The following is a 21,905-nucleotide window of genomic DNA, read 5'->3' as shown; positions in this document are numbered from 1 at the left end:
CGAATCGAGGACTACCGCCATGACTAGGGTGAGCCCGACAGCCGTGCTCGACGGCATCGGCAGCTGCCTGCCACCGCGGGTGCTGACCAACGAGGACGTCCGGCGCCGCGGCGTCCTGGACACCAGCGACGAGTGGATCCGTTCCCGCACCGGCATCGCCCGGCGCCGGGAGGCCGCGGACGACACCAGCACCGGCGACCTCGCGGTGGCCGCGGGCCGGGCCGCCCAGGAATCCGCGCAGGCCCGCGCGGACCTGGTGCTGGTCGCCACCACCACGCCGGACCGGCGCTGCCCGGCGACCGCACCGGAGGTCGCCCAGCGGCTGGGCCTGGGCACCGTGCCCGCCTTCGACCTGGCCGCGGTGTGCTCCGGCTTCCTCTACGGCCTCGTCGTCGCCACCGCGCTGATCCGTACCGGTGTCTGCAGCCGGCCCCTGGTGATCGGCGCGGAGACCTACTCCCGCATCATCGACCCACTGGACCGGGACACCGCGGTCATCTTCGGCGACGGCGCCGGCGCGGTGCTGCTGCGCGCCGGGGACCGCGCCGAGCCGGGCGCCGTCGCCGCCACCGACTGGGGCTCCGACGGCGCCGGCAGCGACCTCATCGCGATCGCCGCCGGCGGCGCGCGACTGCCCGACCCGGCACGACGGTTGTGCCGCGAGGACCACTACTTCCGGATGCGCGGCCGGGAGGTGTACGGGCAGGCGGTGCGCCGGATGACCGAGTCCTCGCTCGCCGTCCTGGCCACGACCGGCTGGCCGCCCGCCGCGGTCGGGGCGTTCATCGGCCACCAGGCCAACCAGCGGATCCTCGACTCGGTCGCCGACCGGCTCGGCATCCCGCCCCGCCACCGCTACGGCAACCTCCGCGACATCGGCAACACCGCCGCCGCGTCCATCCCGCTGGCCCTCGCCGACACCGCCGCCCAGCACCGGATCCGCCCCGGCACGCCCACCCTCCTGACCGCCTTCGGCGGCGGACTCACCTGGGCCTCCGCGGCCCTGACCTGGCCCGCCGCCCGCCCCCTCGCCCGCCTCCCGGAACCCCGCACGACCAGCGCCAAGACCCGACCCGCACACCGGAGGAACCCCTCATGGACCCTGTCTACGACCACCTCGTGACCATCCTCACCGACAAGTTCGAGGTGGACGCCAAGGAGATCCGCCCCGACATCACCCTCGCCGCCCTGGAACTCGACTCGCTCGCCGTCGTCGAGCTCTACGTCACCCTCCAGGAACACTGGGGCGTCCCGCTGGACGAGGACGACTCCGCCGCGGAACTCACCCTGGAACAGGTGGCGCAGGCCGTGACGACCCAGCTGTCCGCCGACGGTGCCCCCGCCGACCGGGGAGGAGCCCCGCGGTGAGCACCCCCGCCAACGACGCGGGTCTCGCGGTCACCGGAATCGGCCTGGTCACCCCGGCCGGTTCCGGCACCGCGGCGACCTGGGACGGGGTCTGCGCCGGCCACGGGACCGCGGCGCAGGACCCGCAACTGGCCGGTCTGCCGGTCGGGTTCTCCTGCCGCGTCCCCGGCTTCGACCCGCGCACCCAGGTGCCCGGCGCCCGGCCCTGGCAGTACGACCGCTGCACCCAGTTCGCGCTGGCCGCCGCCCACGAGGCGGTCACCGCGGCCGGGCTGGACCCGTCCGCCTGGAACGCCGCCCGCGTCGCGATCGTCCTGGGCTCCGCGGCCGGCGGCGTGGGCACCTACGAGGACCAACTCCGCAAACTCGACGACGCCGGCCCCCGGGCCGTCTCCCCGCTCACCCTCCCCGCCTTCCTGCCCAACATGGCCGCCGGTCAGCTGGCCATCGCGCTCGGCGCCCGGGGCCCGGTCCTGCACACCGCGACGGCCTGCGCGTCGGGCGCCTCCGCGGTGGCGCTGGCCGCGCTGCTGCTGTCCGCCGGTGCCTGCGACATCGCCGTGGCCGGCGGCGCCGACGCCATGGTCACGCCGCTGTGCGCCGCCGCCTTCGCCCGCATGGGTGCGCTCTCCCGCCGCCACGACGCCCCCGACCGGGCGTCCCGCCCCTTCGACGCCGATCGGGACGGGTTCGTGCTCGGCGAGGGCGCGGGCGTCCTGGTGCTGGAGCGCGCCGCGGACGCCGCGGCCCGCCGCGCCCCGGTGCAGGCGCGCCTCGTCGGCCACGGCATCTCCGCCGACGCTCACCACCCGGTGGCCCCTGACCCGGAGGGCCGGGGCCTGCGGCTGGCCGTCCAGGAGGCGCTGCGCGCCGCCGGCGCCACCCCACAGGACATCGACCACATCAACGCCCACGGCACCAGCACCCCCCTCAACGACCGTGCGGAAGCCGCGACGCTGGCGCAGCTCTTCGGGGCCGCGGGGCCCTCGGTGACCTCGACCAAGGGCGTGCTGGGCCACACCATGGGCGCCGCCGGTGCGATCGAGGCCGCACTGACCGCGCTGACCGTCAAACACCAACTCGTCCCGCCCACCGCCAACTTCCGACATCCCGACCCCGGTGCCCCCGCCCTCGACCTCGTCACCGGCCGCCCCCGCGGCCAGACCATCCGCCTCGCGCTCAGCAACTCCCTGGGCTTCGGCGGCCATGCCACGGTGCTCGCCTTCCGACCGGCCGCCTGAGACGTCGCCCCGGGTGACTAGTCCACCGGGGGACGACGAGGGACGGTCTACGCCCCCGCCTCGCCGACCGCGGGGGCGGGGGCCGCGGCGTCCGCCCGGGCCCGCCAGACCTCCAGGCTCGCGCGGGCCGCCGCCAGGCCCGGGTCGTCCGGCGGGACCGTCGGCTCCCAGTCGGCGACCACCTCGCGCAGCAGCGCGGACGCGCGCGGCGGATCGCCCGCAGCGCCGGTCGCGGAGGCATGGGCGTGGCGGTAGCGGAAGGTGTCGGGATCCGTGGGGCCGAGATGGGCGGCGGCGTCGGAGGCGATCGCCGCGAAGCGGGCCGCCGCATGCCGCAGCCGGCGGTTGCCGCCCCAGGAGGCGGTTGCCGTGAGCCGCTCGGCGAAGCGGGCGCGGGCGAGCAGGCCGAGGCGGGTGGCCGCCGTGCCGTGGGCACGGTTGCGGAACAGCGCCAGGTCGCCGCTGTCGCCGAAGGCCCGTTGCAGGGGCCTGGGGAGACGGGCCGCGGGGAGGCCGACCTCGAGGTGGCGGTAGAGGGTGGTCAGATCGAGGTGCTCGGGGCCGTCCGGGACGCCCTCGGCCAGCAGCTCCAGCAGGGTGGCGGTGAAGCCGGTCTGCGGGTACCCCTGCGGGGTGCGTGCCTTCTTCGAACGGCCCGCGGCGGCCAGCACATGGACGTCGGCCGCGTGGGGCGCGTCCAGGGCCCGGCCCGCGAAGCAGCAGTCGAGGACCACGACCTTGTGCCGGGCCGGGACGGACGCCAGTGCCTGGAAGAGGGCGGTGACCGGCAGCGAGGTGTGCTCCGCGCGGTCCTCGTCGTCCACCGAGCCGGGCAGCGCCAGGCACAGCCGGTCGCCCTGGGCACGTACGCCGTGGCCCGCGAAGTAGAAGAGCACCACGTCGAGCTGGTCCCCGCGGGGGGAGGGCAACAGCCGCAGCACATCGGCGGGGGTGGGCGGATCGACCCGTGGGTGGACGCGGCTGGGATCGAACTGGCCGTACGGGCCGGTCAGTTCGGTGGCCAGCGCGGTGACGCTGTCCGCCGCCTGCGGGAGTTGCGGCAGGGTGCTGGGCGCGACCTGGGTGGCGGTGCCGATCAGTACGGCGGCCGACCGCCCCGGGGCGGGGACGATCGGCGGCCAGGGCGGCGGATGCGCCCGGGAGTGCTGCTCAGTCGGCATCGCCGGAGCCCGGTTCGAGGAACCGGCGCAGCTGTTCCTCCACCGCGGCGGCGTCCCGCGGATCGGTAGCCGACAGTTCGATGTGGGTGCCGTCCGGCCGGGTCACCTTCAGGCTGACGCTCCGGTTCCGGAACCGCTGGCCGACCCATACGCCGACCGCGGCGACCAGCGCGTCCAACACCGGCCCCGCGGCGTTCAGCACCTCGGCGGCGTCCGCGAGGCCGCCCTGCTCCCCGGGCGCGGGCGGGACCATCCGCAGCCGTGCCGCGCCGCTGAGGTCCTCGTCGTCGTTCAGCCAGCGGGCGAGGGACCGGGCCAGGTCGTCGGCCTCGTCGGCCGGCGCGTCGAAGGTGAAGGTGAGGGGCTGCACAGGGGTCTCCAAGGGGCGCAGAAGCAGGGCGGGTTCAGAACTTCGGGGCGTAGGGGTCGGGCCCCGGGGCGGCCGGGGCGCTCCCGTCCGGTGTCGTCGGGCCGCCGCGCCGGGCGGTGGCGAACAGCGGCGGGCGGCCGGGGATCTCGTAGGGGAACCGGAAGGCTGCGGTGGCCTGCGGCAGATCGACGAGATCGGCGAGGATCTTCTCCCACTCGCCGAGCGGCTGGGGCGCCTCCTGCCGGTAGGTCTGCTCCAGCCAGGTGCGGTGCATGCCGGTGAGGTTGGTCCAGGCGTCCGCGGCCTCGGACGGCGCCACCGCCCGGGCCACCGCGCCGCCCGCGCCCGCGGTGTACGGCGCGAGGGTCGCGGCGAGCTGCTCGGCGAGCGGGAGGGCGGTGTCGCCGGTAGCGGCCAGCGAGACCCGCAGGCGGTAGCCGCGGCCCGAGAGGGCCCCCAGCGCATCGTGGTAGAGCGGCGCGGCGCGCTGCGCGAACGGGTCGGGCGGGATGTACTGGGTGAACACCGGGTTGGGTCGGCCGGGCTGGGCGAGCCGGCCGTACTCACGGGCCAAGTAGCCGAGGTAGGCGAGCAGTTCGGGCGCCGGAGCATGGGGCTCCAGGCAGATCGCGGCGACGGTGGGGGCGCCCGCACGGGCCAGCGCGTCCCATACCGGCTCCCAGCTCACCGCCTCCCCGCCCAGCGGGGCGAGGACCACGCCCAGGCGGAAGTCGGTGTCCCGCCGGTTCAGCCACGCCCAGGAGAGCCGCTTGCGGACCTCGGCGAGGCCGGACGGGACCCGGTCGAAGGGAACCAGCGCGGTGTGCAGTTCCCGGACGTCCTCGATCGGTTCGGCCCGTACGTGCCGGGGGCAGTCGGCCAGCGCCGCCCGCAGGGCAAGGACGGCGGCGGACGCCGTCGGGCCGTCGGGGCCGGGCATCCGGCACAACAGCGTGCAGGCCACGGTGGATCCGGGCGCGGTGGCGTAGCGCAGTTCGAAGGCCCGGCCGTCGGGCTGCCAGTGCCGCGACAGCCAGACGTGTTCGAGGTCGGTCGCCTCGCGGCGGCGCTGGGCCTCGGGCAACCCGACGTGGGCGCCGTTCTCGGACATCGCCGGTTCCGGTGCGAGCCGGAGCCCGGCCCAGGCCCACGCTCCCGCGGGCCCGGCGTGGACCAGGACGCTCATGCCGTGGGGCCGGCCTCGCCGCCGTGACGGGGCTGCTGCTCCGCGGGCTGCGGTGGCACGGCAGGAACGGGGGGAACCGTGGGCGGAACGGCGGGCGGCGGCGGGGTGGCGCCCGCCGCCGGCGCGGTCGGTCCGCCGACCGGCGGCGCGGAAGGTACGGCCGGCGCCTCCACCGCGACCATCAGCCCCTCGCGGCAGGCGAGATGGACGGCCTCGCGCATGGCGCGGGCGCCCTCGCTGCGCAGCATCTGTCGCTCGATGCCGTTGTCGCCCCGCAGGGCGCGGAAGAAGTCGCCGAGGAACTGGGCCATCAGTTCCGTACCACGGCGCGAACGCCACATCATCCAGCCGAGGTAGAGGCTGCTGCCGTAGTTGAACACCGAGACGTAGGCGGTGTACGGGGCGTTGTTGAGCGTGATGCGGGGGCCGAACGGCTGGGGGGCGAGGGGGTATCCGCGGCTGCCGAGCGTCTGCAGGATCGTCGCGTAAACCGTCTCGGCGCGGTCCGGGCGATCGGGCAGCAGGACCCGCCATTCGCCGACCGGTTCCGGCAGCCGGGTCATGAGCAGGACGACCAGGAAGGCCGCGAACGAGGCGAGGCCGGCGAAGACGAACCATCCGGCCCCGCCCGCGCCACCGCCGCTGGGCGCTTCGCCGTTCCACGAGGCGGAGGACTCGCTCGACCCCAGGCCCGACATCAGCGAGACGATCCCGATCCAGGTGGGGATCGCCGCCACCGCGCAGCCGGCGACGGCCGCCCGCAACCACAGGAAGAAGATCGTCCTGCCGGGGACGCTCTCGTTGAGGGCCAGCTCGACGGGCTGATACCGCAGGGTCTTGTCCAGATAGGCAGCATTGCCGTCGCCACCGCGCCACCCCGGGAGCGGCGTCGCATTACCAGTGATCATGTCACCCCTGATGACCAACGTGAATCGGAGCGGACCCGCGACATGCGCCCGGGTCGGCGCTCCACTGTGGCACAACCTCCGCCTGGGCACGGCCACTTCACCTATTGCCAGGGGGAGTTCGCCACCATCACGGGGCCGGTGCCGATCGCCTCTGCCCGATCGACGCCGGCCCCGATGTCCCTGGGAGGGGGTGGTCAGCGCGGGGCGAACAGCGCGTTGAGTTCGGGGAAGGCGATGCCGTCGGCGAGCGACTGGTAGCCGCCGGTGCCGTACAGCTCCTGTGCCGCGCGGCGGGCGGTGGCGTAGGCGGCCTGGGCCACCCCCGATCCGACGCTGACCCGGGCCACGCCGAGGGCGCCCAGCGCGGCGACGTCCGGGGCTCCGGGGCCGGCCATGACGTTCAGCGGCACGGCGAGTTCCGCGGCCAGGGCCTTGACGGTGTCGGGGTCGGCGACGCCCGGGACGAAGATGCCGTCGGCGCCGCACTCCACGTAGCCGCGTGCCCGTTCCAGGGTGTCCTGCAGCCGGGTGGCGGGGTCGCCGAGGCCGAACAGGTAGGTGTCGATGCGGGCGTTGAGGAAGAGCTGCCCGCCGGCCTTCTCCACCGCGTCCCGGGCCGCGGTCAGCCGCTCCCGGAACTCGGCCGGGGTCCGGGTGCCGTCCTCGATGTTGACGCCGACCGCGCCCGCCTCCAGCACCCCGGTGACCGTCTCGGCGACACCGGCCGCGTCCTGCCCGTACCCGCCCTCGATGTCCGCGGTGACCGGCACGGCGACGGCCGCGGCGATCCGGGCGATCAGGTCCAGGGCCCGGTCGCGGGCCAGGGCGTCCCCGTCCGGCGAGCCGAGCGCCCAGGCGACACCGGCGCTGGTGGTGGCGATCGCGGGGGCGCCCGCGTCCTCGATGACACGCGCGCTGGCCACGTCCCAGGCATTGGCGAGCGCGAGGGGACGGGCAGGAGTGTGGAGGGAGCGGAAGAGTCGGGCCCGCTCCGCCTGTGTCGTGGTCATGCGGTCAGCCAATCAGCGGGCGCCGTCGGCTGTCTGGCAGAAAACCGACATCATCGCCGACGCTCCGATCCCCCGGCCCCGCCCCCGAACATCAGGCCGACGTGTTCAGTAGGGTCGGGTCCGCATCCGAACGCTCCCACAGGAAGGCACCCCCATGGACGTCGAGCAGGCCCGCGACCGCATCACCGGGATCCGCTCAGCCGGCGGCACGGTGTCCGTCGACGAACTGGACGCCTTGTGGGCGGCGTTGCCGACGGTGCGGCCCGAGGAGATCCTCGGCGCCTGGCGCGGCAGCGCGTTCGTCACCGGCCACCGGGTGGAGAGCCTGCTGACAGGGGCGAACTGGCACGGGAAGCGCTTCCACTCCACCACCGACGTGCAGCCCCTGATCTGCCGCGGCGCCGACGGCGCGCTGTTCTCCAACGTCGAGGCGGGCAAGGGCGAGGCCAGTCTGTGGATGGTCGAGTTCCGCGGGGAGTCCACGGCTTCGATGGTGTACGACGGGCAGCCCGTCATCGACCACTTCAAGCGGATCGACGACCGCACGCTCCTGGGCGTGATGAACGGCAAGGAGGTGCTCGACGACGGGCGGCACTTCTACTTCCTCCTCGAACGCGAGTGAGCGCCCCGCCCCGGGCCACCCGCCTCCCCTCCCCCACCGTTGTGCCAGCCAACTCGCCAGAAGGACAACCGAACTGATGCGCATTCAGGCAGCCGTCGTGGAATCCCCCGGAGGGCCCTTCACCCTCCGCGACGACCTCGTCATCGACGCGCCCCGGGCCGACGAGGTCCTGGTCAGGATCGCGGCGGCCGGCATCTGCCACACCGACCTCAGTACCCGGCAGAAGTGGCCGCGGCAGCTCAGCCCGATGGTGTTCGGTCACGAGGGCGCCGGCACCGTCGAGGCCGTCGGCGACGAGGTCGCCTCCGTACGGCCGGGTGACACCGTGTGCCTGAGCTACCGCAGTTGCACCGCCTGCGGGCAGTGCGCGGCGGGCCACCCCGCCTACTGCGAGACCGGCATCTTCGCCCTCAACGCCAGCGGCACCCGGCCCGACGGCAGCACCCCGCTGTCCCGGGCCGGGGACGGGGGCGCCGTCTACGGAAGCTTCTTCGGCCAGTCGTCCTTCGCGACGTACGCCCTCGCGCACGTCAGCAACGTCGTCAAGGTGCCGGCGGACCTGCCGCCGGCGGTCGCCGCGCCGCTGGGTTGCGGGGTGCAGACCGGTGCCGGCACGGTCCTCAACGTGCTGCGCCCACCGCGGGGATCCTCGGTGGCGGTCTTCGGGGCGGGCAGTGTCGGGCTCACCTCCGTGATGACCGCGGTCGCCGAGGGCTGTCGCGTCATCGCCGTCGATCCGCTGCCGGCCCGGCGCGCCAAGGCGCTCCGGTTCGGTGCCGTGGCGGCCGTCGATCCCCGCGCCGTGGAGGATGTCGCGGCCGCGGTCCGCGAGCACGCCGAGGGCGGCACCGGCTTCGCCATCGACACCACCGGGCAGCCGGAGGCGATCTCCCAGGCGATCGCGGCGCTCGCTCAGCGCGGCACGCTGGCCCTGGTCGGCGTCGGCGGACGCGCCGAGTTCGACATCATGACCGTCCTGACCAAGGGCGTCCGGATCCGCGGTGTGATCGAGGGGGACGCGACGCCCGCCGACTTCATCCCGCGCCTCGTCGCCCGCTACCGCCAGGGCGTCCTCCCGCTCGACGAGATCATCACGGAATTCCCGTTCCACGAGATCGAGGACGCCGCCCGCGCCGCGACCGCGGGCGAGGTCATCAAGCCGGTGCTCCGCCTCCCCTGAGCCGGCGGGCCGGGCCGCCGCCGGGCCGGGCCCTCACACGACCGGCCCGGCGGCGGCAATCAGGCCGCGTCCCCGACCGGCTCCCGCTCCGGGGCGGAGGCGTGGGTGACCAGCAGCCACCGGTGCACGGCGGGGCCCAGGACGGTCGCCGTGATCGCGATGGCCACCGCGACCACATAGGTGGCGTTGTCCACGTAGGCGCCCAGCAGGAGTTGGGCCAGGAGCCCGGCGGTGATCAGGACGAGTTTCGCGGTGATCAGGCGTGGCGCGGAGGGGGCGGGTCGGGACGAGGGGTGGCGGCGGTCGGCCCGGGTGCGGTGGGCCCGGCGGACCTGTACCGGGATGCTGAGGAGGAGCAGCACGAGGCCGGCGGCCGGCAGGACCGGGGAGCGGCCGGTGTGCGGATCCAGCAGGTGACCGACCAGGGCGCTGGTGCCGAAGGCGGCCACGATGATCACGATTCTGGCCGTGACCAGTTGGGCTATGACCCGCGTGGGCCGGGTGGTCTCGTAGAGCTCGTGGGTGAGGCGGCGGTTGGTCCGCAGCAGCAGGGGCGGCAGGGTCAGCAGGATGACGAGGGTGCGCAGGGCGTGTTCCCACGCCGGTGCGTTGCCTTCGCCGATCCAGGTGAACGCCATGAAGACGCCGGTGGCGGCATAGCGCAGGCGCAGCATGCGGGGGCCGGCGGCCGACGTGTCGTGGGCATGGGGGTTCCTGCGGTGAGCGTGCATGAAGGCGGTTCCTTCGAAGGAAGCGGGTGAGCGTTCACCGGACGCCGCGGAGCACCGGCACGCGCACTGCTGCTCCGCTCGTTGAGGTACTGGCGGGGTACTGGCGGGGTCCTGCTCAGTCGCCGTCGGTGGCGGCGGGTGCCGTGCCGGCGTTGATCCCGGCGAACAGCCATTTCAGGGCCTGGCCGAAGAGTTCCTCGGGCACGCTGGCGGGGTCGATGCGCCGCTGGCGCACCAGGCCGCCGAACAGTGCCGCCACCACGGTGGCCACGACCTCCGCGGAGACCTCGGCGGGGGCGCCCTGCTGGGCCAGGGACGTGCTGATCACGCCCTCCAGCGCCCGGCGAGGTCCGCTCAGGTTGGCCGCCATGGAGTCCAGGACGTGCGGGTTGCGCACCGCGTAGAGCCAGAACTCGGCCTGTAGCGGGGCGAAGTCGATGTCCTTGTCGGCGACGTCGACCAGGAGGCGTCCGAGTTCGGCGGCGGCCTCCCCGGTGCCTGGCTCGTACCGGTCCAGCGTCTGGGCGGCCTCGGCGATGCGGTCGGTCTGGCGGTGCGAGAGCAGTTCGAGGAACAGCGCCTCCTTGCTCCCGAAGTTCGAGTACAGCGCGCCGATGGAGAATCCCGCCGCCTCGGCGATCTCCTCCACGGAGGCGCCGGTGAAGCCCTTGCGGGCGAAGACCCGCGCGGCCGCGTCCAGCAGCAGCGCCCGGGTGCGGGCCTTGGCCTCCGCGCGGCTCAACCGCCGACGGACCGGTTCCTCACTCTCAGCATTCACATCCACAAAGCTATTCGGATAGGGATCGCTATGTCAACACTCGGATAGCGTGTACAGTCCGAATAGTAGTGACTATCTGAATGTCGCTCGCTATCACCGGCCCGGGCCCGATCGGCGCATGCCGCGATCCCCGCCTTATTCGGCCCCTGACCAGCGAGGAAAGGGAAGAGAGATGATCACGCAGCCCCCGTCACCGCCGCTACGACTGGTGGTGGACCTGAACCGCTGCCAGAGCTACGGGCAGTGCGTCTACGCCGCCCCGACCGTCTTCCGGTTCCACGGCGAGGAATCTCTGGAGTACGACTACGCGCCCGATGCCGGCGTCCGCCGCGAGGTGGCACGGGCCGCCGCCGCCTGCCCGGTCCAGGCGATCACGCTCGGCGGCGCCACCGAGCCCGCGCCCACCGCGAGCGGAGACGACCGATGACCGCCCCGGCCGCAGCAGGGCTGCGTACGGGCCGGATCGTGGTGGTCGGCGCCTCACTGGCCGGGTTGCGCGCGGCCGAAGCCCTCCGCGACGAGGGGTTCACCGGGGAGCTCACCCTGATCGGCGAGGAGCCGCACGAGCCGTACGACCGGCCGCCGCTGTCGAAGGCGGTACTGTCCGGCCGGCTGAGCTGCGACCACATCGTGCTGCCCCAGGTCCGCAACATCGACGCCCGCTGGCTGCTGGGCACCCGCGCCACCGGGCTGGATGTGCCCGGCCGCCGGGTGGAACTGGCCGACGGGCGGAGCGTGGCGTACGACCGGCTGCTGATCGCCACCGGCACCCGGGCACGCCCCTGGCCCGTGCAGGCCGGCGGCCGTCTCGACGGCGTGCATGTGCTGCGCACCCGCGAGGACGCCGAGCGGTTGCGTGGCGCGCTGCTGGCCAGCCCCTCCCGGGTGCTGGTCATCGGCGCGGGCTTCACCGGTGGCGAAGTCGCCTCCAGTTGCCGCGAATTGGGGCTTGCGGTGACGGTGACACAGCGCAGCGCGACGCCGTTGGCCAGTGCGTTGGGCGGGGTGATCGGCCGGGCCACCGCCGACTGGTACCGCGAGGCCGGGGTGGACCTGCGGCCGCACACCACGGTCCGCACCCTGGAAGGCCATCCGTCCGGCCGGTTGCGCCGGGCCGTGCTGTCCGACGGCACGACGGTGGACGCCGAGGTGGCCGTCGTCGCAACCGGCGCCCTGGCCAACACCGAGTGGCTGGCCGGCTCGGGGCTCGCCGCCGACCACCGGGGCGCGGTGAGCGACGCCGGCTGCCGGGCCATGACCGCCGACGGCAGGCCGGTCGAGGACGTCTTCGTCGCCGGTGACGTCGCCCGCTGGCCGCACCCCCGCTACCCCGGGCAGCTGCTGCGCCTGGACCACTGGGACAACGCCGTCGCCCAGGCACGCACCGCAGCGCACAACATCACCCACGGCCCGGGCGAGCAACTCGTCCACCGACCGCTGCCCGCCTTCTGGTCCCAGCAGTTCGGCCGCTACCTCAAGTCCATCGGCGTGCCGGCCCTCGCCGACCAGGTCGTCGTGACCCAAGGCTCCCTCGACCGACGGCAGTTCGTCGCCGCCTACGGCCTGCAGGGCAGGCTCGTCGGCGCCGTGGCGGTCGACTCCCCCCGCGTGCTGGAAGGCTACGCGGCCCTCGTCGAATCCGGTGCGCCGTTCCCGCCGCTGCTGGGCGCCTCCGACGGCCCGGACCACCTCGACCCCGTCGACGCCGCATTCCCCGGCCGCGCTGCCGGCAGCCCCCCGGACCACGCCGTCAGCGCGCCGGCCCCGACCGCACACCGGTGAACGGAGAGCTCCCATGACGACAGCCACCACCCCCTCGGCCACCGACCTGTTCGCCCAGGCCCTGCGGTACGAGAACCGCGCCGACCCCTACCCCCACTACGCCCAGATGCTCCGCCACCCGGTCGCGCGCATGGACGACGGCTCCTGGCTGATCAGCGGCTACCAGGAGATCCGGCAACTGCTGCACGACCCGCGCAGCAGCGCCGACCGGCTCGCCCCGCAGAACAAGGCCCCCAAGGCCGCCCGGAGCCTGCTCCTCCAGGACCCTCCCCTCCACGACCAACTGCGCCGCGTGGTCACCCAGGAGTTCATCCCACGGATCATGGGCATGCGCGACCACCTCGGCGAACTGGTCGCCCGGCTCCTCGACGCCCACACCGGCACCGAGCCCGGCCAACTCGACGTCGTCGCCGATCTCGCCTACCCGCTGCCGGTCACGGTGATCTGCGAGCTGCTCGGCGTGCCCCGCGAGGACGAGCCCCTCTTCGGCAGCCTCGCCCGCCGGCTCACCCGGGGCCTGGACCCCGTCGACACCCAGACCGAACAGGAGCTGCGCGAACTCGACGAGGCCCGCGGTGAGTTGGTCGACTACCTCGAAGGGCTCATCACCCAGCGCCGCACCAGCCCCGGCGACGACCTGCTGTCCGGCCTGATGTTCCATCAGGACCCCGACCAGGTGATGAACCCGATACAGCTACGCGTCACGCTCGGCCTGCTGCTGATCGCCGGTCACGAAACCACCGTCAACCTGATCGCCAACGGCACCCTCGCCCTGCTGCGCAACCCCGGCGTCCTCGCCCGGCTGCGCACCGACCCCGACCTGGCCACCCCGCTGGTCGAGGAGGTGCTGCGCCACGACCCGCCCGTGCAGATGTCCGGCCGCAGCGCCCTGGCCGACATCGACATCGCCGGCACCACCATCCCCAAGGGCTCCCGTATCCGCCTGATGCTCGCCGCGGGCAACCGCGACGCCAACCGCTTCGCCGACCCCGACCTGTTCGTCCCCGACCGTCGCGACAACGCCCACCTCGGCTTCGGCGGCGGCATCCACTACTGCATCGGCGCCACCCTCGCCCGCGCCGAAGCACAGATAGCACTCGCCGCCATCGCCCGCAGGCTCCGGTCGCCGCGCCTGGTCACCGACCCGCCGCCGTATCGGGAGAACGCCGTCCTGCGCGGCCCGGAGCGCCTCGTGGTCGCCTTCGAACGCCTCACACCGGACAGCGCACCCGCCGCCTGAGCCACCGCTGTTGCCGAGGGGCGGCGGCACGGTGGGCGAGCCGCCGCCCCTCACATCGGCGCCACTCGGCGCCGCCCACGATCGCGCAACGCGGCCCACACCGGGATGAGCAGCACGGCCAGGCCCGCGGTCCAGGTCATGACGAGCGGTGTCGCCGACACCGCGAACGCCACGTCGGGCGCCACACGGCAGGCCGCGTGACCGGTGCCCCACCGTACGCAGGCGAAGTGGTCGCGTGCGGTGATGGCGGCCAGCGGCAGCACCAGCCCCGCGCCGAGGGTGCCGAGAATTCCGTGCAGCGCGCGCAGTTCGCCGCGGGCGTGGCGCCAGGCGACGACGAAGCCGACGGCGAGTTGCAGCAACGCCGCCAACGCCAGCTGGTACACGGGGAAGACCTTGCCGACCCACGCGATCGGCCAGGGGACGACCAGGGCACAGAACAGGTGCCACAGCCACAACCCGAGCCCGGCCGCGGCACCGAAGACCACCCCGTGCCCCAGCGCCGCCGAAGAACGCAGCCGCGGCGGAGCCAGGAGCGCCACCGTGTCCTCGGGCGACACGGCCTGGAGCAGGAACCGTTCGGGACCCGCGGCGGGCGCCCCGGCACGGCGCCGCGCGGAGAGTCGGGCGCCGAGCCGCGCGGCGAGCGGGAAGCCGACCGCGACCACGATCAGAGCGATCACCCACTGCGGCGGGGTGAGCACGAAGGCCGTGGAGTAGACGTACCCCAGGTAGTCCAGCGGCGTCGGAAGGAGGTTCAGCGGGCGCGGCAGCGACAGCAGCTGGAAACCCGGGATGCCGGCGGCGTAGGCGTGCCCCAGACCGACGCTCAACAGCGCGACGCCGACCGCGCATCCGCCGACGACCAGCAGCAACGGACGCCGGCCGGCGAGGACCACGGGTGCCCATACCCGGGCCGTCGCCGCGTTCCACCGGACGAATCCGTAGCCGACGGCCCCGAGGATCAGCCACCACGACAGCTGGACCGGCAACGGGTCGGCGTCGCCGAGGACCAGCGCCGTGCTCTGCAACCGATCCCCGAAGGTCCCCACGACGAGCCCGGCCGCCATGGCGAGCCCCGTGCGATGGGCCCCCTCCCACCGCCCGCGGTCCAGCCGTGCGGCCAGCACCGCGTGCCAGATGCCCATCGCCACGCCACCGCCGAGTACGACGGAGGGGAGGACGGCGGCCAGCGGACTGCCTCTGTGCGTGAGGCGGGCGGCCTCCTCCGTCCACTGCGCTATCCGCTCGTAGACGAGTGAGCAGGTCAGGGCCAGCCCGAACGCCTCCCAGGGGCCGAAGCCGAACAGCAGCCGGGTGTCGCCCAGGGCCGCCAGCCGCTTTGCCGCCGGGGGATGCGGGCGCAGGAAGGGCGGCAGACGGTGCCCGGCCGGCCGGCGACCGTGCTGAGCGGCCAGTACGCGACGCAGCGAGGGGGCGCCGCGGGTCCACACGGCGACCCGGGCGTCCGCGTACAACTCGCGGCTGCGCAACACCGCGGTGCTGGTGACGGCGACGGTGACCGCCAGCGCGCACTGGGCGAGGATCTGCAGTAGTTGGAAGAGCACGCTCGAAGGGAACAACAGCCAGCCGACCAGCAGCGCGAAGGGCGCGGTGACAGCGACCGGAATCGCGACGGCCACGATGAACAGCCGGTAGCAGATCAGCGTGACGAAGGCGATGTCCACGTCCCGGTTGCGTAGGTGCGCCAGTTCGTGCAGGACGATCGCGCGAAACGCCTCTGGATCCCGCCGGTGCAGCTGCAGCAGTCCGGCACTGAGCATCACCTGGCGCCGCCCGACCCGGCCGAAGGCGAGCCCACTGGGCTCCTGGGCTCGCCAGTCGACGACGAAGCACACCCGGCAGCGCGGCTCGGCCACCGCGACCAACTCGTCGAGTGTGCGCCGGATGTCGGCGAGTCCGTCGACCGGCAACGGCCGCAGGCGGCGCCGGCGGATCCGGTAGGCCGGCAGCAGCCAGTAGACAACGCCGATGGCCAGCCACAGCGTGGCCAGGGCCGCCAGTTCCAGGACGGTCTCGTTACCGAAGTCCGGCTGCGGGCAGGTGCGGGCGAACTTCCCGGGGTCGGTCGCCGTGTCGCGGAAGTGTCCGGCGGCACACCTGAGGCCCCCGGTGATGCTGCCGATATCGCCGCCGAGCCCGAAGTACGCCGCGACGCCGACGATCCCGGCCAACTGCGCCGCCATGGCCGTGGAGGTGCTCAGGATCAGCAACGCGAACCGCAGCGACGTCCCCGACGGCAACCGGAACGGATGCGGCATGCCCACGGCGGCGCCGACCTCGGGGGCCGACGCGGCGCTCATGAGGTGGTCTCCTCCTCGCCGGGAGCCGGCGGCGCCTGCATCCCGCCGACGATGGCGTCCGCCAGCAGCTCCGCCTGCGCGGGCGGCAGTCCCAGGGCGATGGCCCGGTCGTAGGCGATCCGCCGCAGCCGCACCGACTCCTCTGCCCGGGAGGGCGCCCCGCCGTTCTGCTCCACGGCGGGTACGGCGCCGGGCGCGGCGAACGGATTGGCCGCGCCGCCGCCACCGCCGTCACCATCACCGCCGTCGCCGCCACCGCCGCGCCGCCCCAGTCGCCACCAGCCCCGTCGGCGATCCCGGCGCAGGACATCGGTGGCGATGTTCCCGGCTACGGCCGACGCGACCGGCAGCGCGAACTGGGTCAGCGTCCCGATGACCACGGCGTCGATGCCGATCCCCAGCGGCTCCTGGCGAGCCTTCCGGTCCCCCCGTCTCGGATCGTCGAAGTACGCCTCGGCCGTCTCCTCGAAGAGCGCCAACTCCTCCGGTGCCAACCGCCGTACGGCCTCACGTGCCAAGTCCCGGGCCCGTTGTGTCCCGTCGTCCCCGTACGCACCCATCGACAGCCCCCCGTCTCCCGCTCCACTGTCCCGCCGTCCGAGTATCGATCCCCAACTCGCCCTGCGGTCAAGCTTTTTGCGCACCGCACGCAAAGGCATCGCGACCGGTCGTCTCCGGAGGCGTCACCGCTGGGCGGACTGTCCGCCCGAAGCCGGGGGAAGTGAATCCCGGTGACGAAGCAACCGACGAACGACGCAGCGATCCAGCAGTGGAACCGCACTCCCCGCGAGGCGCTGGAGGCGATGGAGCCCGACGGCGACTTCGCCAAACGCCACCTGATCAATCCGGTGCTGCTGCGCATGCTCGGCGACGTGCGCGGACGGCGCATCCTGGACGCCGGGTGCGCGAACTCGCCGAGCCCGGCCTCGATCCCCGGACGGCGCGCGAAGCACGGGACACCACCCCGGGCATCGAGAGCTACGTCCACCTGCCCAACTTCCTGATCGCCGCCGCCGAACGCCTGCGAGGCGCGACGTGCGGAGCCCTGGTCCTCGCGCGCGGGCGGTTCGCCGACGCGGCACGGGTCCGGTTGCGGGGCCGGCCGCCTGTCACAGGGAACGGGTGGCGCCCCCATCGATGTGGATCATGCTGCCGGTGGTGTAGGAGGCCACCGGTGACAGCACCACGGCGGCCAGGCGGCCGAATTCCTCGGGGGTGCCGTACCGGCGGAGCGGGATGTCGGCGGTTCGTCGGGCACGTGTCTGCTCGGGGTCGTCGGTGGCCAGTTCGAGCTGGGTGAGACGGTCGGTGGCGAGGGAGCCGACCACGAAGCCGTTGACCCTGATGCCTCGTGGGCCCAGTTCGTCGGCCAGGGTCTTCGCGGCCATGGCAAGCCCCGGACGGAGCCCGTTGGACACGCTCATGTTCGGCCAGGGGGACTTCACGGACAGGGAAAGGACGAAGCCGATGGAGCCCCCCTCGGGCAGGACCGGGGCAGCTGCGCGTGCGACGCGCAGGGCGCCGAGGAAGACGGACTCGAAGGACTCCCGCCACTGGGTGTCGGTGATGGTGGTGAGCGGGCCGGTCGGTGGCCCGCCCACGCTGATCAGAACGCCGTCCAGGCGTCCGTGGTGTTGCAGTGCGGCCGCTGTCATTCGGTCGGCCGCTTCGGGGTCGGCGTTGTCGGCGACTAGGCCCGTCGCGTGGTCGGGGCCGCCCAGCTCCGCGACAGCCCGGTCCACCGCTTCCTGGCTGCGCGAGGAGACGACCACCCGGGCCCCCTCCGCGGTGAGGACTCGCGCGGCTGCCAGTCCAAGCCCCTTGGTCCCTCCCGTGACCAGGAATACCTTGTCGTCGATCATCAGGTCCATTGGTCGCCGCCTCCGTGCTCAAGTCGGAACGCCTACCGTTCCGTTGGCTGCAACGCGGCGCGCGCCTTCCACATTCCAAGCTCGGCGTCTCGCTATGTGAGCGGCTGAGTGGCGGGCGGAGTGCCCCGGCCGGCGGACGCCAGGATGGCCGCGCCGGCGGGATCGGCGGCCAGGGCTTCCTCGAAGCCGTCCTTCGGCAGCACCGTGTTCCTCGCGAGGGTGACTCCGCTCGGCGGGCTGTCGGCCTCGGCCGGGTGGTCGTCCCAGAAGTTGTCGAGGAAGGCCACGTTCTCCAACGGGGGCGTCACCCGCAGCACGATCGGGGTGTCGCTGCGGTGCACGACGTTGCCCTGCACGGTCACCCAGGCGGCACCGTAGTCGGTGTAGAGGCCGAAGTTGTAGGGCGTGACGGTGTCGCGGACGACGTTGCCCCGCACCACGGTGCCGTCGGCGTAGCTGGACCCCTGTCTGCCGTTGAGGTAGATGCCGCCGCCATCGGCCAGCGCGGTCATGGTGCGGTGGATGAGGTTCCCGGTGACCTGGACCCGGGCGGCCCGACTGCCGCCGGTGACGACGATCCCGCTGTAGGGCACGTCGTGGATCTCGTTGTGAGCCACCGTCACCTCACGGGCGTCCATCACCCAGACGGCGGGTGAGCCGTGGTACTCGCGGCCGATGCGGTGGATCAGGTTCTGCCGGATCTCGGTACCGGTGCCGGCGGCGACGGTCACGGCGCTTCCGGAGACGTCCTCGATCCGGTTGCCGACGACCGCGTTGGCTCGCCCCGGGCCGGCGAAGCCGATCGCTCCGGCACCGAGACGGGTGAACCGGTTGTCGTACAGTGCGACCCGGACCGCGGCGGTGAACTCGACGTTGGCCGGCAGCAACCGGGGCGCCGCCGGGATCGTCAAGTGTGCGTTCCCTTCGGCGAGTTCGACCTTCTGCAGCTCTCCGCCGGCGTAGTAGGTGTTGGCGAAGAAGTGCAGGAACCCGTGCGGCCCGTCCGGTTCGGTCCAGCCGGCGTGGGAGAAGGTCAGGCCCCGCAGCGTCACGTCGTGCAGCGGATCCTCCTCGGTCCCCCGACCGACGACGATCCTCTCCAAAACCGGGGCGATGACCTCGGCCTCGGCCGGGTCCTCCCCGGGCAGCGGCAGATAGTGCAGGACGTGGCGGCCGGGGACGCGTCGATCGAGGACGAAGGTGCCCGGTTCGGTCAGGAAGCTCACGCTGTTCTCCGCCGAGAACGGCCGGGCCAGGCCGTCCCATCGGGTGTCCCGCGGGCCTTCGGGGTGAGCCTGCTGGTCGCCGAGCCAGGTGGCGGAGTAGAGCTCACGGGCCCAGGCGAAGGCGGGCTGGACGAGGGTGACGGTCGTGGACCGCGCATCGCCGGTGATCTCGGCGATGCGGCAGCGGGCCTCCGACCACGGGTACACCCACGGGAAGACGAACTCGATGCTCGTCGGGTCCTGCCAGCTCTGCGGAGCCGCACTGTCCGTGACGTAACCGGTCTCGGTTATCGTCACATTGCCGGGGAGTCCGGGACTGAACGAGGCCCTGGGTGCCCGCCGGCCGTTCACATACAGCTGCCGGGTCTCCAACGAACCCACTTCGGCCCGCCAACTGCCGTCCACCTCGCCGGGCCGCCATCCGGTGATCAGCCGGCCGCCACTGACAACGACCTTCTCCTGCCGGGGAGTTCCGTAGCCGTGGGCTTGGTAGACGACCCGGTGACCGCCCTCCCCCGAGTCGCCCGCGGCAGCGTCCAGAGTGAAGGGGGCGTCCAGGAAGTACGTTCCGGCGCGGAGGTCGACCACGAGGTCGGAGCGCAATGCCGCGGTGGGACGGGGCTGCCGGCTTCCCAGGTGATCGCGGTGGTCCAACTGGTCGGCGGTTTCGTGAAGACCGCCGCCCTACAGGTCCACGAGGTCCTTCAGGAAGAGCGCGAGTCCGGCGTCTCCCAGACCGAGTGGTGGCGCGGCCGGGAGGAGCTCATCAAGCACCTGCCCCCCTACCCCGCGCTCCGCCGCCTGTGGCAGGCCGGTGGGTTCGACGAGCCGGAGGACCCCTTCGACTTCGGACTGGCCCGCACTCTCGACGGGGTCGAACTGCTCGTCCGCCGCCTGAGTGACGAAAAGCGTGACGTAACTGCGGGACAGGCCCCCGCAGGACGGTGCTCGGTCTGCGGCACCGAGTTCGACGGGGCGCGCCGGGGGCGGCCACGGGACTACTGCTCCCGCGCCTGCCAACAACGAGCCTACCGGCAGCGCCGATCGGCGACCTGACGGCGTAGGCGCGATGGGCGACAACTCCCCATCGCGCACAGCCGGCACTTCATTTACGAGAATTTCGACGCCGCACACACCACGTCATACACCTCGGCCGAATACGCGGAATGATGCGGTGCGCAGTGTGATGCGGCGCCCGGTGCGGCATAGAGCAGGGCATCCCTTATGGTCCACCGGACCAAGGGACACCCTCAAGCCGCATTCCGGCACCGAGCGAGGCGCAAGAGGAACTGCCCGGGAATTACCCCTCCTCTCACGCCTCGCCGGTGCCTGCACGGAAGCGGAATATCCGTCACGCGCAGAGGAGGACGATCAGCCCCTTGCAGTCCCCCTCGTCGCCGCCCTCGTGGCCGCCGCGCTTGCGATGACCACCGGACTGCTTGAAGAGGCCCCAGGAGTCCTCGCTTTCAGTTCGGGAACCGCCCTTTCCGGACCGGCGGTCGTCGGTTGACATCGACGGGAAAACGGAGGCGCTCTTGGCGATCTGCGGGGTGGGCTTCGCCTCCACGGCGGACGCAGCCGTGGGCGCCGCCGCCATGAGAGCGACACCCAGGGCGGCACTGATCGCGAAAATTCGCGAAACGGATTTCTTCTGGCGATTCATGCGTGCTGTGTTCATGGAACCACCATGCACGCGCCAGCGGCCCGATACGCCCCGGAGGCAGCCAATCGAGTGATGAGTATGAAGCGCCCGAATAGCAACAGCATCGATGAATCAGTTGATTTTGACGCCCGATCAGTTTCCCTTTCATCGCTCTCGGACCGACGTCGACTCAATTCGACAAGCCCCGAATATGCGGCGGGGCGGCCGTGGGAAGCACACGTCACGGAATCCGGGAGACGCAGGTCACATTCGTCCGTGTCACAGGGGGACGGGCCACCCCGTCTGGGGGGTGTAGCCACTGACGACCACGGAGGAAGACATCATGGACGCCCGACTGAACTACTTCGCCGACCCGACCGCCGGCAAGGCCCTCAAGCACTTCATGGCGGCGGGCAAGACGCTGAAGGACTCGCCGCTGCCGGCCTCGACACAGGAGCTGGTGGCACTGCGCGTCAGCCAGATCAACGGCTGCGCCGCCTGCATCGACATGCACACCAAGGAGGCCGCGGCCGCCGGTGAGTCGTCTGTGCGGCTGAACCTGGTGGTGGCGTGGCGGGAGGCCACGGTCTTCAGCGACGCCGAGCGGGCCGCGCTGGCACTGGCGGAGGAAGGAACCCGGGTCGCGGATGCCGGTAAGGGGGTCAGCGACGAGGTGTGGGAGCTGGCCGCCAAGCACTACGACGAGGAGCAGCTCGCCACCCTGGTGACCCTGGTGTCCTTCATGAACGCGGCGAACCGGCTGAACATCATCAATCAGCAGCCGGCCGGCGACTACCAGGTCGGGCAGTTCCACTGAGGGGCGGGGAGACGACGGACGACAGGGGTGTGACCTCATGAACCTCGCACTGTGGATCGTTGCCTGGCTGCTGGCCGTGGTGGCCCTGACCGGCGGCATCACCAAGACGTTCGTCCCCAGGGAGAAACTGGCTGCGGTCCGGGGCGGGGGATGGACCGCGGGCATCGGCGCCGGCTCCATCAAGGCCCTCGGCATCCTTGAGCTGCTGGCCGCGATCGGCCTGATCCTGCCCGCCGTGGTCGGCATCGCGCCGGTTCTGGTACCGGTGACCGCCGTGTGCTGGGTCGTGTTGATGGTCGGCGCGATGATCACCCACGGACGACGCGGCGAATCCCTGTATGTGGTGGTGAACCTGGTCTATCTCGTGCTCGCGGCATTCGTGGCATGGGGCCGCCTCGGCCCCGGGTCCTTCGCCGGATGACCGGCGG

The 21,905-nt window shown here is 72.9% G+C and carries 24 protein-coding genes; 12 read left to right on the top strand and 12 right to left on the bottom strand.

Features of this window, described 5'->3' with window-relative positions; genetic code table 11:
- Positions 1 to 19 precede the first annotated feature (19 nt).
- Genes SNOUR_RS37640 through SNOUR_RS37630 form a run of 3 tightly spaced genes read left to right on the top strand, consistent with a single transcriptional unit; the run spans position 20 to position 2,609 of the window.
- On the top strand, positions 20 to 1,123 hold the full coding sequence (locus SNOUR_RS37640) for a beta-ketoacyl-ACP synthase III (RefSeq protein WP_067356180.1): 1,104 nt from the start codon (positions 20 to 22) through the stop codon (positions 1,121 to 1,123).
- Complete coding sequence (locus tag SNOUR_RS37635) at positions 1,096 to 1,368, top strand: acyl carrier protein (protein WP_067356177.1); 273 nt, start codon at positions 1,096 to 1,098, stop codon at positions 1,366 to 1,368. Before SNOUR_RS37640 ends, SNOUR_RS37635 begins: the two co-directional genes overlap by 28 nt.
- A complete protein-coding gene (locus tag SNOUR_RS37630) occupies positions 1,365 to 2,609 on the top strand; it encodes a beta-ketoacyl-[acyl-carrier-protein] synthase family protein (RefSeq protein WP_067356175.1) in 1,245 nt (414 codons plus the stop codon). The genes SNOUR_RS37635 and SNOUR_RS37630 overlap by 4 nt, the downstream gene beginning before the upstream one ends.
- 47 nt (positions 2,610 to 2,656) lie before the next feature.
- Here SNOUR_RS37630 and SNOUR_RS37625 read toward each other — a convergent pair whose 3' ends face one another.
- The 5 genes from SNOUR_RS37625 to SNOUR_RS37605 all read right to left on the bottom strand — a co-directional run bounded on the left by SNOUR_RS37625 (position 2,657) and on the right by SNOUR_RS37605 (position 7,264).
- Positions 2,657 to 3,790 (bottom strand): caspase, EACC1-associated type, encoded by a 1,134-nt coding sequence (locus SNOUR_RS37625; RefSeq protein ID WP_067356172.1) that lies wholly within the window; start codon positions 3,788 to 3,790, stop codon positions 2,657 to 2,659.
- Complete coding sequence (locus SNOUR_RS37620) at positions 3,780 to 4,160, bottom strand: effector-associated constant component EACC1 (RefSeq protein ID WP_052287199.1); 381 nt, start codon at positions 4,158 to 4,160, stop codon at positions 3,780 to 3,782. The genes SNOUR_RS37625 and SNOUR_RS37620 overlap by 11 nt, the downstream gene beginning before the upstream one ends.
- A 34-nt stretch (positions 4,161 to 4,194) precedes the next feature.
- Complete coding sequence (locus tag SNOUR_RS37615) at positions 4,195 to 5,271, bottom strand: hypothetical protein (protein ID WP_159426005.1); 1,077 nt, start codon at positions 5,269 to 5,271, stop codon at positions 4,195 to 4,197.
- Between the two features lie 71 nt (positions 5,272 to 5,342).
- On the bottom strand, positions 5,343 to 6,254 hold the full coding sequence (locus SNOUR_RS37610) for a hypothetical protein (protein ID WP_067356167.1): 912 nt from the start codon (positions 6,252 to 6,254) through the stop codon (positions 5,343 to 5,345).
- Between the two features lie 194 nt (positions 6,255 to 6,448).
- Complete coding sequence (locus SNOUR_RS37605) at positions 6,449 to 7,264, bottom strand: isocitrate lyase/PEP mutase family protein (RefSeq protein WP_067356164.1); 816 nt, start codon at positions 7,262 to 7,264, stop codon at positions 6,449 to 6,451.
- A gap of 154 nt (positions 7,265 to 7,418) precedes the next feature.
- Here SNOUR_RS37605 and SNOUR_RS37600 point away from each other — a divergent pair, with 154 nt between their 5' ends.
- Both SNOUR_RS37600 and SNOUR_RS37595 read left to right on the top strand, forming a co-directional pair.
- Complete coding sequence (locus SNOUR_RS37600) at positions 7,419 to 7,886, top strand: DUF4334 domain-containing protein (protein ID WP_067356162.1); 468 nt, start codon at positions 7,419 to 7,421, stop codon at positions 7,884 to 7,886.
- Between the two features lie 76 nt (positions 7,887 to 7,962).
- The gene (locus tag SNOUR_RS37595; protein WP_174717932.1) at positions 7,963 to 9,066 is read left to right on the top strand and encodes an NAD(P)-dependent alcohol dehydrogenase; all 1,104 of its coding nucleotides are present in this window, start codon (positions 7,963 to 7,965) and stop codon (positions 9,064 to 9,066) included.
- A gap of 59 nt (positions 9,067 to 9,125) precedes the next feature.
- On the opposite strand, the gene SNOUR_RS37590 is transcribed toward SNOUR_RS37595, so the two are convergent.
- On the bottom strand, positions 9,126 to 9,797 hold the full coding sequence (locus SNOUR_RS37590; RefSeq protein ID WP_067356156.1) for a hypothetical protein: 672 nt from the start codon (positions 9,795 to 9,797) through the stop codon (positions 9,126 to 9,128).
- A gap of 115 nt (positions 9,798 to 9,912) precedes the next feature.
- Positions 9,913 to 10,575 (bottom strand): TetR/AcrR family transcriptional regulator, encoded by a 663-nt coding sequence (locus SNOUR_RS37585; RefSeq protein WP_067356155.1) that lies wholly within the window; start codon positions 10,573 to 10,575, stop codon positions 9,913 to 9,915.
- Positions 10,576 to 10,747: 172 nt separating this feature from the next.
- Here SNOUR_RS37585 and SNOUR_RS37580 point away from each other — a divergent pair, with 172 nt between their 5' ends.
- Genes SNOUR_RS37580 through SNOUR_RS37570 form a run of 3 tightly spaced genes read left to right on the top strand, consistent with a single transcriptional unit; the run spans position 10,748 to position 13,597 of the window.
- Positions 10,748 to 11,002 carry a ferredoxin gene (locus SNOUR_RS37580; protein ID WP_067356152.1) on the top strand — a complete coding sequence of 85 codons (255 nt, stop codon included), beginning with the start codon at positions 10,748 to 10,750 and terminating at the stop codon, positions 11,000 to 11,002.
- On the top strand, positions 10,999 to 12,357 hold the full coding sequence (locus tag SNOUR_RS37575; protein ID WP_067356151.1) for an NAD(P)/FAD-dependent oxidoreductase: 1,359 nt from the start codon (positions 10,999 to 11,001) through the stop codon (positions 12,355 to 12,357). Before SNOUR_RS37580 ends, SNOUR_RS37575 begins: the two co-directional genes overlap by 4 nt.
- A 13-nt stretch (positions 12,358 to 12,370) precedes the next feature.
- Positions 12,371 to 13,597: a cytochrome P450 gene (locus SNOUR_RS37570; protein WP_067356148.1), complete on the top strand. Its 1,227-nt coding sequence runs from the start codon at positions 12,371 to 12,373 to the stop codon at positions 13,595 to 13,597.
- 50 nt (positions 13,598 to 13,647) lie between these two features.
- Here the strand turns inward: SNOUR_RS37570 and SNOUR_RS37565 are convergent, their stop codons facing one another.
- The gene (locus SNOUR_RS37565) at positions 13,648 to 15,921 is read right to left on the bottom strand and encodes a M56 family metallopeptidase (protein WP_067356146.1); all 2,274 of its coding nucleotides are present in this window, start codon (positions 15,919 to 15,921) and stop codon (positions 13,648 to 13,650) included.
- Entirely contained in the window at positions 15,918 to 16,481 is a 564-nt protein-coding gene (locus tag SNOUR_RS37560; RefSeq protein WP_159426004.1) for a hypothetical protein, read from the bottom strand. The genes SNOUR_RS37565 and SNOUR_RS37560 overlap by 4 nt, the downstream gene beginning before the upstream one ends.
- A 171-nt stretch (positions 16,482 to 16,652) precedes the next feature.
- Between SNOUR_RS37560 and SNOUR_RS37555 the strand changes: the two genes are divergently transcribed.
- Complete coding sequence (locus SNOUR_RS37555; protein ID WP_067356139.1) at positions 16,653 to 16,925, top strand: hypothetical protein; 273 nt, start codon at positions 16,653 to 16,655, stop codon at positions 16,923 to 16,925.
- Positions 16,926 to 17,030: 105 nt separating this feature from the next.
- Here the strand turns inward: SNOUR_RS37555 and SNOUR_RS37550 are convergent, their stop codons facing one another.
- Both SNOUR_RS37550 and SNOUR_RS37545 read right to left on the bottom strand, forming a co-directional pair.
- The gene (locus SNOUR_RS37550) at positions 17,031 to 17,792 is read right to left on the bottom strand and encodes an SDR family oxidoreductase (RefSeq protein WP_067356136.1); all 762 of its coding nucleotides are present in this window, start codon (positions 17,790 to 17,792) and stop codon (positions 17,031 to 17,033) included.
- Positions 17,793 to 17,884: 92 nt separating this feature from the next.
- Entirely contained in the window at positions 17,885 to 19,621 is a 1,737-nt protein-coding gene (locus SNOUR_RS37545) for a right-handed parallel beta-helix repeat-containing protein (RefSeq protein WP_167739033.1), read from the bottom strand.
- Positions 19,622 to 19,654: 33 nt separating this feature from the next.
- Here SNOUR_RS37545 and SNOUR_RS37540 point away from each other — a divergent pair, with 33 nt between their 5' ends.
- The gene (locus SNOUR_RS37540) at positions 19,655 to 20,074 is read left to right on the top strand and encodes a TetR/AcrR family transcriptional regulator C-terminal domain-containing protein (RefSeq protein WP_376738565.1); all 420 of its coding nucleotides are present in this window, start codon (positions 19,655 to 19,657) and stop codon (positions 20,072 to 20,074) included.
- Positions 20,075 to 20,369: 295 nt separating this feature from the next.
- On the opposite strand, the gene SNOUR_RS37535 is transcribed toward SNOUR_RS37540, so the two are convergent.
- On the bottom strand, positions 20,370 to 20,696 hold the full coding sequence (locus SNOUR_RS37535) for a hypothetical protein (protein ID WP_159426003.1): 327 nt from the start codon (positions 20,694 to 20,696) through the stop codon (positions 20,370 to 20,372).
- Positions 20,697 to 21,003: 307 nt separating this feature from the next.
- Here SNOUR_RS37535 and SNOUR_RS37530 point away from each other — a divergent pair, with 307 nt between their 5' ends.
- A complete protein-coding gene (locus tag SNOUR_RS37530) occupies positions 21,004 to 21,477 on the top strand; it encodes a carboxymuconolactone decarboxylase family protein (protein WP_067356128.1) in 474 nt (157 codons plus the stop codon).
- A 37-nt stretch (positions 21,478 to 21,514) separates the two neighbouring features.
- Positions 21,515 to 21,898: a DoxX family protein gene (locus SNOUR_RS37525; protein WP_067356125.1), complete on the top strand. Its 384-nt coding sequence runs from the start codon at positions 21,515 to 21,517 to the stop codon at positions 21,896 to 21,898.
- Positions 21,899 to 21,905: the final 7 nt, after the last annotated feature.

It is taken from the genome of Streptomyces noursei ATCC 11455, assembly GCF_001704275.1.
Classification (GTDB): domain Bacteria; phylum Actinomycetota; class Actinomycetes; order Streptomycetales; family Streptomycetaceae; genus Streptomyces; species Streptomyces noursei.
The sequence above is the reverse complement of the archived record's forward strand: the minus strand, read 5'-3'. Positions and strand labels throughout refer to the sequence as shown.

What these genes read in the sequence shown, in the direction of transcription:
- SNOUR_RS37640 (WP_067356180.1), top strand. Translation starts at nt 20, where the DNA reads ATGACTAGGGTGAGCCCGACAGCCGTGCTCGACGGCATCGGCAGCTGC.
- SNOUR_RS37635 (WP_067356177.1), top strand. Translation starts at nt 1,096, where the DNA reads ATGGACCCTGTCTACGACCACCTCGTGACCATCCTCACCGACAAGTTC.
- SNOUR_RS37625 (WP_067356172.1), bottom strand. Translation starts at nt 3,790, where the DNA reads ATGCCGACTGAGCAGCACTCCCGGGCGCATCCGCCGCCCTGGCCGCCG.
- SNOUR_RS37615 (WP_159426005.1), bottom strand. Translation starts at nt 5,271, where the DNA reads ATGTCCGAGAACGGCGCCCACGTCGGGTTGCCCGAGGCCCAGCGCCGC.
- SNOUR_RS37610 (WP_067356167.1), bottom strand. Translation starts at nt 6,254, where the DNA reads ATGATCACTGGTAATGCGACGCCGCTCCCGGGGTGGCGCGGTGGCGAC.
- SNOUR_RS37605 (WP_067356164.1), bottom strand. Translation starts at nt 7,264, where the DNA reads ATGACCACGACACAGGCGGAGCGGGCCCGACTCTTCCGCTCCCTCCAC.
- SNOUR_RS37600 (WP_067356162.1), top strand. Translation starts at nt 7,419, where the DNA reads ATGGACGTCGAGCAGGCCCGCGACCGCATCACCGGGATCCGCTCAGCC.
- SNOUR_RS37595 (WP_174717932.1), top strand. Translation starts at nt 7,963, where the DNA reads ATGCGCATTCAGGCAGCCGTCGTGGAATCCCCCGGAGGGCCCTTCACC.
- SNOUR_RS37590 (WP_067356156.1), bottom strand. Translation starts at nt 9,797, where the DNA reads ATGCACGCTCACCGCAGGAACCCCCATGCCCACGACACGTCGGCCGCC.
- SNOUR_RS37580 (WP_067356152.1), top strand. Translation starts at nt 10,748, where the DNA reads ATGATCACGCAGCCCCCGTCACCGCCGCTACGACTGGTGGTGGACCTG.
- SNOUR_RS37575 (WP_067356151.1), top strand. Translation starts at nt 10,999, where the DNA reads ATGACCGCCCCGGCCGCAGCAGGGCTGCGTACGGGCCGGATCGTGGTG.
- SNOUR_RS37570 (WP_067356148.1), top strand. Translation starts at nt 12,371, where the DNA reads ATGACGACAGCCACCACCCCCTCGGCCACCGACCTGTTCGCCCAGGCC.
- SNOUR_RS37565 (WP_067356146.1), bottom strand. Translation starts at nt 15,921, where the DNA reads ATGAGCGCCGCGTCGGCCCCCGAGGTCGGCGCCGCCGTGGGCATGCCG.
- SNOUR_RS37560 (WP_159426004.1), bottom strand. Translation starts at nt 16,481, where the DNA reads ATGGGTGCGTACGGGGACGACGGGACACAACGGGCCCGGGACTTGGCA.
- SNOUR_RS37550 (WP_067356136.1), bottom strand. Translation starts at nt 17,792, where the DNA reads ATGGACCTGATGATCGACGACAAGGTATTCCTGGTCACGGGAGGGACC.
- SNOUR_RS37535 (WP_159426003.1), bottom strand. Translation starts at nt 20,696, where the DNA reads ATGAACACAGCACGCATGAATCGCCAGAAGAAATCCGTTTCGCGAATT.
- SNOUR_RS37530 (WP_067356128.1), top strand. Translation starts at nt 21,004, where the DNA reads ATGGACGCCCGACTGAACTACTTCGCCGACCCGACCGCCGGCAAGGCC.
- SNOUR_RS37525 (WP_067356125.1), top strand. Translation starts at nt 21,515, where the DNA reads ATGAACCTCGCACTGTGGATCGTTGCCTGGCTGCTGGCCGTGGTGGCC.